General features: G+C 75.0%; 11 protein-coding genes. 10 read left to right on the top strand and 1 reads right to left on the bottom strand.

The features are described 5' to 3' along the window. Window positions 1-375: 375 nt before the first annotated feature. Window positions 376-1,188 carry an inositol monophosphatase family protein gene (locus DT057_RS31245; protein WP_128565951.1) on the bottom strand — a complete coding sequence of 271 codons (813 nt, stop codon included), beginning with the start codon at window positions 1,186-1,188 and terminating at the stop codon, window positions 376-378. Between the two features lie 109 nt (window positions 1,189-1,297). Here DT057_RS31245 and DT057_RS31240 point away from each other — a divergent pair, with 109 nt between their 5' ends. The 10 genes from DT057_RS31240 to xylB form a co-directional block, all read left to right on the top strand. Beyond that, complete coding sequence (locus DT057_RS31240) at window positions 1,298-2,323, top strand: zinc-dependent alcohol dehydrogenase (protein WP_128565950.1); 1,026 nt, start codon at window positions 1,298-1,300, stop codon at window positions 2,321-2,323. A gap of 10 nt (window positions 2,324-2,333) precedes the next feature. Further along, entirely contained in the window at window positions 2,334-3,686 is a 1,353-nt protein-coding gene (locus DT057_RS31235; protein ID WP_128565949.1) for an ABC transporter substrate-binding protein, read from the top strand. A 124-nt stretch (window positions 3,687-3,810) separates the two neighbouring features. Beyond that, entirely contained in the window at window positions 3,811-4,362 is a 552-nt protein-coding gene (locus DT057_RS31230; protein WP_128565948.1) for an SIS domain-containing protein, read from the top strand. Continuing rightward, the gene (locus DT057_RS31225; RefSeq protein WP_128565947.1) at window positions 4,359-5,318 is read left to right on the top strand and encodes a carbohydrate ABC transporter permease; all 960 of its coding nucleotides are present in this window, start codon (window positions 4,359-4,361) and stop codon (window positions 5,316-5,318) included. Before DT057_RS31230 ends, DT057_RS31225 begins: the two co-directional genes overlap by 4 nt. After that, window positions 5,315-6,133 carry a carbohydrate ABC transporter permease gene (locus DT057_RS31220; protein WP_128565946.1) on the top strand — a complete coding sequence of 273 codons (819 nt, stop codon included), beginning with the start codon at window positions 5,315-5,317 and terminating at the stop codon, window positions 6,131-6,133. Before DT057_RS31225 ends, DT057_RS31220 begins: the two co-directional genes overlap by 4 nt. After that, entirely contained in the window at window positions 6,130-7,035 is a 906-nt protein-coding gene (locus tag DT057_RS31215; protein WP_238313186.1) for a sugar phosphate isomerase/epimerase family protein, read from the top strand. Before DT057_RS31220 ends, DT057_RS31215 begins: the two co-directional genes overlap by 4 nt. Next, window positions 7,032-8,147: a sugar-binding domain-containing protein gene (locus tag DT057_RS31210; RefSeq protein WP_128565945.1), complete on the top strand. Its 1,116-nt coding sequence runs from the start codon at window positions 7,032-7,034 to the stop codon at window positions 8,145-8,147. The genes DT057_RS31215 and DT057_RS31210 overlap by 4 nt, the downstream gene beginning before the upstream one ends. Continuing rightward, window positions 8,144-9,802: an FGGY-family carbohydrate kinase gene (locus DT057_RS31205; RefSeq protein ID WP_128565944.1), complete on the top strand. Its 1,659-nt coding sequence runs from the start codon at window positions 8,144-8,146 to the stop codon at window positions 9,800-9,802. The genes DT057_RS31210 and DT057_RS31205 overlap by 4 nt, the downstream gene beginning before the upstream one ends. 1 nt (window position 9,803) lies before the next feature. After that, window positions 9,804-10,886, top strand: a complete 1,083-nt coding sequence (locus DT057_RS31200; protein WP_128565943.1) for an ABC transporter ATP-binding protein — start codon at window positions 9,804-9,806, stop codon at window positions 10,884-10,886. A 40-nt stretch (window positions 10,887-10,926) separates the two neighbouring features. Next, on the top strand, window positions 10,927-12,367 hold a 1,441-nt coding region (gene xylB, locus DT057_RS31195; protein ID WP_128565942.1), incomplete at its 3' end, for a xylulokinase.

The following is a 12,367-nucleotide window of genomic DNA, read 5'->3' as shown; positions in this document are numbered from 1 at the left end:
CGCGGGCCGGGACGGCCCGCCGAGCCCCGATCACCGCGGCGGCGACGGGACGGTCCGGGCGCGCTCCGGCCGCGCCGCAGGCGTCGACAGGCTCGTCCGCCGTCGGCCGCCGCGGCTCACTCTGCGGGACGGGCACGGGCAACGGGATGACGGTCGATCGCCCCGCGGCGCGGGCCGGCCGCGCCGGGCCCGGGGTCCCCACGCCGCCCGCCCCGCTCATGCGTCGCGCGGTCCGGGACCTGCCTCAGGCTGGTGGCCATGCCCTACTCCGGTAGCTGGCGCAGGTATGCGGACGCCGCACCCTGCGGTCAAGCCGGGCCGGATCCGGGCCCGGCCGCCCCCGGGGAGGCCCGGGGCGCGGGCTCCCGCGCGCCTTCAGCCCCCCGGCGAGGCCCCGGCGCTCAGCCGGCGCAGGTCCTCCACGACGGCCCGGGTGCCGGCGCGGAGCGCCCCGCCGGCGAGTATGTCGTCGGCGCCGTCGAACTCGGCGACGCCGCCGGCCTCCCGCACGAGGAGCAGGCCGGCGTAGCAGTCCCAGGAGTTGAGGCCGGGATCGTAGTAGCCGGCGAGGCGGCCCGCCGCCACGTAGGCCAGCATCAGCGCGCCCGACCCGTTGCGGAACAGCACGCCGCCCTCGCGGCAGAGGCGCTCCACGAAGGCGGCGGCCTCCGCCGGAGGGGTTTTCGCGGTGGCCCCGAAGCCGATATTGGCCGAGGTCAGGACCGTGGCGGGATCGATGCGCAGCGCCCGGCCGTTCAGGGTCGCGCCCGCGCCGCGCGCCGCCGCGTAGGTCTCCCGCAGGACCGGCGCGTGGACCACCCCCGACTCGATGCCCGTCCGCCCCCGCACGGCGACGGACACGCACCAGTTCGGCTGGCCGTTGAGGAAGGGGCTCGTGCCGTCGATCGGGTCGACCACCCAGACGTAGCCCGAATTCCCGGCGCTCAGGCCCGCCTCCTCGCCCAGGACGGCGTCGTCCGGGAACGCCCGCGCCACCGCCTCCCGGATCAGCCCCTCGACCTCCCGGTCGGCCTGCGAGACCAGGTCCTGCGCGCCGCTCTTGCGCTCGACCACGAGCGAATCCCTGGCCGCGAAGTAGGCGAGCGCGCGCTCGCCGGCCTCGCGGGCCACCGCGAGGGCGAGGGCGTGGCGCGCCGCGGCCGCGGCCTCCGGCAGGGTCGTCGTCATTGCGCGCGTTCCTCGCTGGCGCTGGGCCTCCGGCCACCCATACACTTGCATGTGAGAAAATACACCTGTAGGAACGACACGACGCCAGCGACGGGCCGGTGAACGGCACATGCATCACGCCCTCTACCTGCACGGGCCCTACGACGCCCGCCTCGCCCCCTACTCCCTGCGCGAGGGGCGCCCCGGGGAGACGCTCCTCGACGTCGCGGCGGTGGGGCTCTGCGGCTCCGACCTGCACTACTACAAGGACGGCGGCATCGGCGCGGCGACCATCGCGGCGCCCTTCGTGCCGGGCCACGAGTTCTGCGGCCGGCTGACCTGCGACGAGCCCGAGCTCGGGCTCGCGCAGGGCGCCCTGGTGGCGGTCGATCCCAACAAGGCCTGCGGGCATTGCGAGTTCTGCGAGCGCGGGCACCCGAACCTGTGCCCGAACGTCGAGTTCATCGGCGCGCCGCCCTTCGACGGCGCCATGACCGAGCAGATCTGGGTCCCGAAGAGCCAGGTCGTGCCGCTGCCCGACGGCTTCAGCCCCCTCGACGGGGTGATGCTGGAGCCCCTCGGCGTCGCGATCCACGCGGTCGACCTCGCCAAGCCCCGGCTGTGCGAGCGCGTCGCCCTGATCGGCTGCGGCCCGATCGGCCTCCTGATCCTCCAGGTGCTCAAGGTCGCGGGCGCCGGCGAGGTCCTGGCGGTCGACCCCCAGGGCCACCGCCAGGACCTCGCGCGGGAGCTCGGGGCCGCGGCCGTCGGCGCCTCGGTCGAGGACGTGCGCGCCTGGACCCGGGGCGAGGGCTGCCCGCTCGTGATCGAGGCCACCAACGCCCCGGAGGGGTTTCGCGATGCGGTCCGGGCGGCCAAGATCGGGGGCCGGGCCGTCCTCGTCGGCATCCCGGACGGCGACGTCTACACCCTGCCGGCCGCCGAGGCGCGGCGGCGCGGCCTCAAGATCAAGTTCGCCCGCCGCATGGGCGAGGTCTACCCGCGGGCCATCGCCCTCGTGGCGCAGGGCAAGGTCGACGTCGCCGCCCTCGTCAGCCACCGGGTCGGGCTCGACGAGGCCGCGGCCGCCTTCGGGCGCCACGCCCAGAACACTCCCGGAGTCGTCAAGACCCTGATCTACCCCAACGCCTTGTAAAGAGGGATCCATGAGGAAACGCTACCACGGCACCGCCGCGGCCCTCGCCGTCCTGGCGGGAGCCGGCCTGTGCGCCGGCGCGGCCCGGGCCGCCGACTGGCTCGAGAGTGCGGCCGCTCCCCTCAAGGGCACGGCCGTCACCACCACCTTCCTCGACCGGCCGGGCTACCGCGCCCTGATCAAGCTCCTGCCGGACTTCGAGCGGAAGACCGGCATCAAGGTCAACTACGAGATCGTCCCCTACGAGAACGCCCGCGAGAAGCAGGTCCTGAACTTCACCTCGCGGGGCGACCTCACGGTGGCGCTGGTCGACCTCGTCTGGATCGGCGAGTTCGCGGAGAACGGCTGGATCGAGCCGATCGACGGCCTCAAGGGCAACCCCGCGATCACCGACCCGGACCTGAACCTCGGAGGCTTCTTCCCGCTTCTCCTCGACGCGTTCGGGTCCTGGGGCGGCAAGGTCTACGGCCTGCCGTTCGACAACTACTCGGGCCTCCTGTTCTACAACGCCTGCACCCTTCGGGAGGCAGGCTTCGACAAGCCGCCGGCCACCTGGGACGCGCTGCTGAAGGACTACGCCCCGAAGCTCACCCGGGCGGACAAGCGGCAATACGCCTTCGCGCTGCAATCGCGCCGCGGCGAGACCCAGTCGGCCGACAGCTTCATGCGGGTGCTCTGGCCCTTCGGCGGCTCGCTCCTCGACGCGCGCTTCCGGTCGAACCTCCAGAGCCCCGAGAGCCAGGCCGGGCTGAAGTTCCGCCAGGACCTGATGCCGTTCATGCCCCCGGGCATCGTCAGCTTCGACCACAACGAGGCGGTGAACGCGCTGGCGCAGGGCCAGGTCGCGATGATCACCGAGTGGTCGGCCTTCTACGGCACGCTCGCCGACCCGAAGACCTCGAAGCTCGGCGACTGCCTGGCGGTCGCGCCCGAGCCGGAGGGGACGGCGGGCCGCCTGCCGGCCCTCGGCGGGTTCTCCCTCGCGGTCGCCTCGCAGGCCTCCGAGCCCGAGCGGAAGGCCGCCTGGCTCTTCATCCAGTGGGCGACCTCCGAGGCGATCGCGCGCCCCTACGTCGAGGCCGGCGGCGTCTCGGGCCGGACGGCGATCTACCGGCAGCCCGACATCAAGGCGACCTACAAGTTCGTCGAGCCGATGGTCGCCTCCTGGCAGAAGGGCGTGCCGCAGTACCGCCCGCGCTTCCCGGCCTGGCCGGCGATCTCCGAGGTGATCGCCGAGTGGGGCACGAAGATGATGCTCGGCGAGACCACGCCGGCGGCCGGCGCCCGGGAGATCGGCACGCGGATGGAGGGCATCCTCGCCAAGGAGGGCTACTACGACGGCAAGAAGCCCCTGCTGCAGTAGCGGCCCGACGCGCCGCCTCTCCCCCGCGCCCTCCGGCGCGCGGGCGGAGAAGGCGGCGCGGGGAGCCGCGGCCCGTGTCGACCGGGGCGGGCCTCAGGGCCCGGCCTCGAGGGAGGACCCGTCCGTGCAGAACCCCTACCGGCAGGCGCTGGCCGAGCTCGCGGGCGTCCTCGACCGCCTCGACGACGCGGCGGTCGAGGACGCCGTCGCGGCCCTGGCGCGGGCGCGGCGCATCGCCCTCTACGGCGTCGGGCGCGAGGGCCTCCAGGTGCGGGGCCTCGCCATGCGGCTGTTCCACCTCGGCCGCCAGGCGAGCGTCGTCGGCGACATGACGGCGCCGCCCGTCGGGCCCGGCGACCTCCTGGTGGTGTCGGCCGGGCCGGGCAGCTTCTCCACGGTGCTGGCCCTCTGCGAGACCGCCCGGGCGGCGGGCGCCGCGGTGCTGGTGGTCACGGCGCAGCCCGGGGGCGCGGCGGCGGCGCGCGCCGACCACGTCCTCGTCGTGCCGGCCCAGACCATGGCGGACGACCGGGGGGCCGCGCCCTCGATCCTGCCCATGGGCTCACTCTACGAGGGCGCCCTGTTCGTGCTGTTCGAGATCCTGGTCGTGCGCCTGCGCGACCGCCTCGGCATCGCCCCCGAGGCGATGCGCGCCAACCACACGAACCTCGAATGACCCCGCCCCCGACCGACGGCGGGGCCGCCGCGGCGGCGCCCGCGCCCCCCCGGGATCCCGCCCCCGCGCGGCTGAACCCCGGCTACGGCCGCCTCACGCCGCTGTGGTTCCTGGCGCCCGCGGTCGCGACGCTCCTGGCGATCGGCATCTACCCGACGCTGTTCGCGCTCGTGACCTCGTTCCGGCGCTACAACCTCGCCCGCCCGCGGGACGGCTTCCCGTTCGTGGGCTTCGAGAACTACCTGAGCGTGCTCGGCGACCGCTCGTACTGGGACTCGCTCCTCCTCACGGCCAGGTTCTTCCTCGCGGTGATGCCGGCGGAGCTGGCGCTCGGCATCGCGATCGCGCTGATGCTGCACCAGCCGGGGCTGTCCTTCCTGCGGGCGCTCGCCCGCGTCTCCCTGGTGGTGCCGCTCGCCACCACCTTCGCGGTGGTCGGGCTGATCGGGCGGCTGATCTTCAACCGTGACTTCGGGGTGGCCAACCAGCTCCTCGGGCTCGTCGGGATCGGGAGCCTCGACTGGCTCGGCTCCTCGGCCGGGGCGTTCGCGGCCATCGCGGTCATGGACGTCTGGCAGTGGACGCCGTTCTGCGCGCTGATCTTCCTTGCCGGCCTGTCGATGGTGCCGGTGGAGATCGAGGAGGCGGCGCGGCTCGAGACGCCCTCGAAGCTCGCGCTCCTGCGCCACGTCCAGCTGCCCTACCTGCTGCCGGGGCTCACCGCCGTGCTGATCCTGCGCTCGGCCGACATCCTGAAGCTGTTCGACATGGTCTTCGTCATGACCCGGGGCGGACCCGGCGCGGCGACCGACCTGATCTCCATCTACATCCAGCGCGTCGGCTTCCGGGTCTTCGACATGGGCACCGCCTCCGCGCAGGCGATCCTGCTCCTCGTCGTCACGGTGATCCTGAGCCGGCTCTACATCCGGCTGCTCTATCGGGAGATCGACACATGACCGGGCGCGCCTCCCGCCTGCTGCACGGGCTCGGGCTCGTCCTGACCCTCGGCTTCACCCTGTTCCCGTTCTACTGGATGGTGTCGTCGAGCCTGAAGGACCAGGCCGACCTGCTCGCCTCGCCCCCGGTCTGGCTCTTCAGGCCGACCCTCGCGCACTACGCCGACATCTTCGCGGACCAGAAGGTCTCGGGCGCGATCCTGAACTCCCTCGTGATCGTGGTGTCCACCACGGCGCTGGCGGTCTGCCTCGGCACCCCGGCCGCCTACGCGCTCGCCCGCTTCGAGTTCCGGGCCAAGAAGGACCTCTGGTTCTGGTTCATCTCGAACCGGATGATCAGCCCGATCGTGCTCGCCCTGCCGGTCTACCTGCTGGCGCTGCAGGCCAACCTGCTCGACACCCACCTCGTCCTGATCCTGATCTACCTCACCTTCAACCTGCCGATCGTGATCTGGATCTGCACCGACCAGTTCCGCTCGATCCCGCGCGACCTCGAGCAGGCGGCGCGCCTCGAGGGCGCCGACCAGTTCACGATCTTCCGGCGGATCTACCTGCCGCTCGGGCTGCCCGGGATCGCGGTCTCGGCGATCTTCAGCTTCATCTTCTCGTGGAACGAGCTGCTCTACGCCCTGGTCCTGACCCGGCGCCAGGTGCAGACCGCGCCCGTCGTCGCCACGAGCTTCATGTCCGGCTACGAGCTGCCCTGGGGCAAGATCATGGCGACCGGCACCGTCATCGTGCTGCCGGTGACGCTGTTTGCCCTCGCGGTCTCCCGCCACATGGTCCGGGGCCTCACCATGGGGGCGACGAAGTGAGCGCGCCCCCCGTGCCGCTCGGCGTGAACCTGTCCTTCTGCGTCAAGCGCTGGGCCACGCCCGCCCTGTGGGCGCGGCTCGTGCGCGAGGAGATCGGCCTCTCCCTGGTGCAGCTCACCTTCGACCTCGTCGACCCGGCCTGGCCGGACGCGCTCCTCGACGGGGTCGCCCGGGAGATCCGGGTCGAGGCGGCGCGCCACGGGCTCACCCTGCACAGCGCCTTCGTGGGTCTCGCGCATTACAGCTTCAACCAGCTCCTCCACCCCGACCCGCGGGTGCGCGACGTCGCGGAGGCGTGGCTCGCGCGCGCCTACCGGTTCGCCGGGCAGGCCGGCATCCCCCGGGTCGGCGGCCCCCTCGGGGCGATCGCGTCCCGGCCCGACGGGCAGGAGGCCGACGCCATCCCGCAGGCCGATTACCGCGACCTGATCGCCCGGATGCACCGCCTCGCCGAGGCGGGCGCCGCCGCAGGCCTGACCGAGCTCTACGTCGAGCCGACGCCGCTGCGCCGGGAATGGCCCTGGACGGTGGCGCAGGCCGCCCGCATGGCCGGGGACGTCGCGGGCGCGGCCCTGCCCTGGCGCTACTGCCTCGACTGGGGCCACGGCACCTGCGAGCCGCTCTACGGCGCCGGGGCCGGGATGGAGCCGTGGTTCTCCGGGCTCGGGGACCGGGTCGGCATGGTCCACATCCAGCAGACCGACTTCCGGCTCGACCGCCACTGGGACTTCACCCGGCCCGGGCGGGTCGATCCCGGCGCCGCCATCGCGCTCCAGCGCCGGCACGGGCTCGCGGCCGCCCCGGTCTTCCTCGAGGTCTTCTACCCCTTCGAGCAGGACGACGCCTCCGTGCTCGACGGGGTGCGCCGCTCGGCGGCCCTGCTGCGGGAGGCCTGCGCGTGAGGGCGGCTCCGGCCGAGAGCGAGCCCGACCACGAGGGCGAGCACGTCCGCGCCCGGGTGGCGTGGTACTACTTCATCGCCGGCCTCAAGCAGCAGGAGATCGCCGACCGGCTCGGCATCACCCGGCTCAGGGTGAACCGCATCGTCGGCCAGACCCGCGCCGACGGCTCGGTGCAGATCGAGCTGCGGCTGCCGCTGGCCCGTTGCGTGGAGCTGGAGGAGCGGCTCAAGGCGCGCTTCCGCCTCGCCGCGGCCGTCGTGGTGCCGACGCTCGAGGGCCCGGGCGAGCAGCAGCGGGTCATCGGCGAGGCGGCCGGCGCGCTGCTCGATCCCCTGCTCGCCGACGGGCGCGGGCTCGGCGTCGGCTGGGGCAGCACCCTCTCGGCCGCGGCGCGGCGGATCGGCCCGCGGCGCCTGCCGGGCGCCTGGGTGGCGGCCCTGATGGGCGGGCTCACCCGGGGCTCGGGCACCAACACCTTCGAGGTCTCGACGGAGTTCGCCCGGGCCCTCGGGGCCGAGTGCTACTACATCGCGGCGCCGATCTACTGCCCGTCGCGCGAGAGCCGCCTCGCGCTCCTGACCCATTCCGGCCTCGCCGAGGCGATGCGGCGGGCGCGCCGGGCGGACGTCGCCCTGGTGGCGGCCGGCGACCTGTCGGACCGCTCGCTCCTCGCCCGCACCCAGACCGTGTCGGAGAACCGGGACGCCCTCCTGGCGGCGGGCGCCGTCGGGGACCTGCTGGGGGTCTACCTCGACGGCCGCGGGCAGCCCGTCGACCATCCCCTCAACGCCCGCGCGATGGCCCTGCCGCCCGCGGACCTGCGCGCGGTGCCCTGCTCGATCCTGGCCGCCGGCGGCCTGCACAAGGCGGCCATCATCGCGGCCATCCTGCGCGCCGGCTACGTCAACCGGCTGGTCACCGACGAGGGGGTGGCGGCCGCGATCCTGGCCGAGGCGGTCGAGGCCCCGGGCGGGAGCGACCCGGGCTCGAGCGAGGCTCCGCGCGGGAGCACAGATGCGCGCGGGAGCGCTGGTCCGCGCGGGAGCACTGGTCCGCGCGGGAGCACTGGTCCGCGCGGGAGCACCGGTCCGCGCGGGAGCGCGGACGGGTGAGCGCCCCGCTGCTCCTCGCCGTCGACGTCGGCACCCTGTCGGCCCGGGCGGGCCTGTTCACGGCGGACGGGCACGGCCTCGCGGCGCGCCAGGCGCCGTTCCGGCTGCTGCGCCCGGCCGAGCACCACGCGGTCTACCGGATGGCCGAGATCTGGGAGGCCGTGATCGGGGCGGTGCGGGACTGCCTCCGGGCGGAGCCCGGCGCGGGCGCCCGCGTCGCGGGGCTCGCCTTCGACGCCACCTCCTCGCTCGCGCTCACCGCCGCGGGCGATCCGCCCCTCGAGGGCGGCGGCGACGTGCTGTGCTGGATGGACCACCGCGCCGAGGCGGAGGCCCTGGCGGTGGACCGCACCGGCCACCGCTTCCTCGACCATGTCGGGGGCGCCCTGTCGCCGGAATCGAACCTGCCGAAGCTCCTGTGGCTGAAGCGCCACCGGCCGCAGGCCTGGGCCCGCCTCGCGGCGGCCCGCGACCTCTGCGACGAGCTCGCCTTCCGGGCGACCGGGATCGACCGCCACTCGGTCTGCGGCCTCGCCTGCAAGTGGCCCTACCTGCCCCACGAGCCCGAGCCCTGGTGCCGCGACCTCCTCGCCGCCCTCGGCCTCGAGGACCTCACGGCCCTGGGCCGCCTCGCGGCCCGGCCGGCCCATGTCGGCGAGGTCCACGGCCCCCTGGCGCCGTCCGTGGCGGAGCGCTGCGGGCTGCGGGCGGGCCTGCCGGTCGCGGTCGGGCTCATCGACGCGGAGGCCGGGGCGCTCGGGGTGCTGGGCCGGGATTTTCGCGGGCGCATGAACCGGGTGCTGCCGATGATCGCCGGCACCTCGACCTCGTTCATGCCCTTCACGGCGGACAAGCGCCACGTCCCGGGGGTCTGGGGGCCGTTCAAGGACGCGGTGTTCCCCGGCCTCTGGATGCACGAGGCCGGGCAGAGCCTCTCGGGCGCGGCCCTCGACGCCGTGCTGGCGCACCACCCGGCGAGCCCCGGCCCCCCGGGCGCGGAGCGCCACGCCGCCGCCGCCGCCGCCGTGCTCGCGCGCCTCGACGCCGAGGGACCGGCCTTCGGGGCGCGGCGCCACGTCGTGCCGGACTGGCTCGGCAACCGCGCCCCCCTCGGCGACGGGCGGGTGCGCGCCCTCCTCACGGGGATCGGCGAGGAGACGAGCGAGCGGGCGTTCCTGGAGGCCTACTACGCCGCCGCGCGCGGCCTCGCCCTGCAGACCCGGCACATCCGCGAGCACCTGAACCGCCACGGCTACGCCATCGACACGGTGGCGCTGGCGGGGGGGCACCGGCGCAACCCCCTCCTCGTGCGGCTCTACCGCGACGCCCTGGGCTGCGACCTCGTGCTCGGCGAGGCGGACGAGCCGGTCCTGCTCGGCACCGCCATGGTGGCGGCGACAGCCGCGGGCCTCAGCCCCGACCTCCTCGGCGCCCTCGACGCCATGGCGCCGGCCCAGCGGGTGCTCGCGCGCGATCCCGCCTGGGCGCGGGCGCACGAGCGGGCCTACCGCACCTACCTCGCCCTGTTCGAGGCCCGCAACGCCGTCGAGCGCGAGGCGCTGGCGGCGGAGGCCGGCCCCTGGGCGCCGCACGCCGCCCCGGACGTCCCCGCTCCCGCGGCGGCGCCCTCCCCCGACCCGCACGGAGCCGCCTGAGATGTCCTTCCTCACCCTCGACGGCATCGTCAAACGCTACGGCGACCACACGGTGATCGACGGGGTCGGCTTCCGCGCCGAGAAGGGCGAGTTCATCGTCTTCGTCGGCCCGTCGGGCTGCGGGAAGTCGACCCTGCTGCGCATGATCGCCGGCCTCGAGGAGATCACCGCGGGGTCGCTCGCCCTCGACGGGCGCGAGGTCACCCACGTCGAGCCGGCCGCCCGCCAGGTCGCCATGGTGTTCCAGTCCTACGCGCTCTACCCCCACATGAGCGTGTTCGAGAACATGGCCTTCGGGCTGCGCATGGCGAAGATGCCGGCCGACGCGATCCGCCGGCGCGTCGAGGAGGCGGCCGGCATCCTCCAGATCGGCCCGCTGCTCCAGCGCAAGCCGCGCCAGCTCTCGGGCGGCCAGCGCCAGCGCGTCGCCATCGGGCGGGCCATCGTGCGCCACCCCAAGCTCTTCCTGTTCGACGAGCCGCTCTCGAACCTCGACGCCGAGCTGCGCACCCAGATGCGCATCGAGATCGCCCGGCTGCACCAGAAGCTCGGGGTGACCATGGTGTACGTCACCCACGACCAGATCGAGGCCATGACCCTCGCCGACCGCATCGTGGTGCTGCGGGCCGGCCGCGTCGAGCAGGTGGGCACGCCCTCCGCGCTCTACGACGCGCCGGTGAACACCTTCGTGGCCGGCTTCATCGGCTCGCCGCGCATGAACTTCCTGCCCGCGACCGTGACCGGGGCGAGCGAGCGCCGCCTGACCCTGTCGCATCCGAGCTTCGTCGGCGGGCAGCTCGTCGCCGAGGCCCGCCGCGGGGGCGCGCAGGTCGGGGACAGCGTCACGGTGGGCCTGCGGCCCGAGCACCTCAGCCTCGACGGCCAGGCCCCGACCCTGCGCCTGCGGGCGGAGATGACCGAGAACCTCGGCGGCGCGACCCAGATCTACGCCCGCCCGGCGGAGGGCGAGGCCCTGTCGATCCTGACCCCGGGCCGGCCGCGGGTGGCGGCCGGCGACGACCTGCCGCTGCGGGTCGCGCCGGAGCAGATCTACCTGTTCGACCACGCCGGGCGCGCGCTCTGAGGGCGGCCCCGACCGCCCGGCGAACCATCGAGCCCCGCCCATGACCCGACCCGCCCGCTTCCTCGGCATCGACATCGGCACCTCCTCGGTGAAGGCCGTGCTCCTGGACGAGCGCCAGGCCTGCCTCGCCCAGGGCAGCGCGCCGGTGGCGACCGCGCGCCCGCGCCCGCTCTGGTCGGAGCAGGAGCCGGAGGCCTGGTGGCGGGCGACGCTCGCCGCGGTGGCGGCGGCCCGGGCGGCGGCCCCGGGCGGGCTCGGGGCCGTGCGGGCGATCGGCCTCTCGGGCCAGCAGCACAGCGCCACGCTGCTCTCGGGGCGCGGCGCGGTCCTGCGCCCGGCGATCCTGTGGAACGACGGCCGCTGCGGGGCGGAGTGCGCGGAACTCCTCGCCCGCGTGCCGGACTTCACCGCCCGGTCGGCGAACGTGCCGATGCCGGGCTTCACGGCGCCCAAGCTCCTCTGGGTCGCCCGGCACGAGCCGGAGGTCTTCGCGCAGGTCGCCAAGGTGCTGCTCCCGAAGGACTACGTCCGCTGGCGGCTCTCGGGGGCGTTCGTCTCGGAGATGTCGGACTCGGCCGGGACGCTCTGGCTCGACGTCGCGGCGCGCCGCTTCGACGACACGCTCCTCTCCGCCTGCGGCCTCACCCGGTCCCAGATGCCGGACCTCGTCGAGGGGTCGGAGGTCTCGGCCCACCTGTCGGCCGACCTCGCGGCCGCCTGGGGCCTCGGGGCCGAGCGAATCCCGATCGCCGGGGGCGGCGGCGACAACGCCTGCTCGGCGGTGGGGATCGGGGCGACGCAGGCCGGCGACGGCTTCCTGTCCCTCGGCACCTCCGGGGTGCTGTTCGTCACCACCGACCGCATGGTCTCGCTGCCCGAGCGCACCCTGCACGCCTTCTGCCACGCCCTGCCGGAGCGCTGGCACGGGATGGCGGTGGCGCTCTCGGCCGCCGCCTCCCTGTCCTGGCTCGCCGGGATCGCGGGGGAATCGGGGCAGATCGGCGCCCTCGTGGCCCGGGCCGACGCCTTCGCGGCCGACCCCGGGCGGCGCGCCCACGCGCCGGTCTTCGTGCCCTACCTCACGGGCGAGCGCACGCCCCACAACGACCCCGGCCTCACCGCCTCGTTCACCGGCCTGCGGGCCGAGCACGGGCTCGAGGCCCTGGTCTACGCCGTGCTCGAGGGCGTCGCCTTCGCGATGGCGGATTGCCTCGACGTGCTGGCGGAGGCCGGCGCGGCGCCCCGGCGCTGCGTTCTCGTCGGCGGCGGCTCGCGCACGCCGTTCTGGAACCGGCTCCTCGCCGACACCCTCGGGCTGGAGCTCGCCTGCCCCGAGGGCGGCGAGCTCGGCGCCGCCCTCGGGGCGGCCCGGCTCGGCATGCTGTGCGCCGGCGGCAGCGTCGCGGAGGTCTGCGCGCGCCCGCCGCTGCGCGGCGTCGTCACCCCGGACGCGCACGGCGCCGGCGCGGCCGCGGCGCGGC

Origin of the sequence: Methylobacterium crusticola (assembly GCF_003574465.1) — a bacterium.
Lineage (GTDB): Bacteria > Pseudomonadota > Alphaproteobacteria > Rhizobiales > Beijerinckiaceae > Methylobacterium > Methylobacterium crusticola.
Note: the sequence above shows the minus strand (reverse complement) of the source record. Positions and strands in the feature narration are given on the sequence as shown.

What these genes read in the sequence shown, in the direction of transcription:
- DT057_RS31240 (WP_128565950.1), top strand. Translation starts at nt 1,298, where the DNA reads ATGCATCACGCCCTCTACCTGCACGGGCCCTACGACGCCCGCCTCGCC.
- DT057_RS31225 (WP_128565947.1), top strand. Translation starts at nt 4,359, where the DNA reads ATGACCCCGCCCCCGACCGACGGCGGGGCCGCCGCGGCGGCGCCCGCG.
- DT057_RS31235 (WP_128565949.1), top strand. Translation starts at nt 2,334, where the DNA reads ATGAGGAAACGCTACCACGGCACCGCCGCGGCCCTCGCCGTCCTGGCG.
- DT057_RS31245 (WP_128565951.1), bottom strand. Translation starts at nt 1,188, where the DNA reads ATGACGACGACCCTGCCGGAGGCCGCGGCCGCGGCGCGCCACGCCCTC.
- DT057_RS31220 (WP_128565946.1), top strand. Translation starts at nt 5,315, where the DNA reads ATGACCGGGCGCGCCTCCCGCCTGCTGCACGGGCTCGGGCTCGTCCTG.
- DT057_RS31200 (WP_128565943.1), top strand. Translation starts at nt 9,804, where the DNA reads ATGTCCTTCCTCACCCTCGACGGCATCGTCAAACGCTACGGCGACCAC.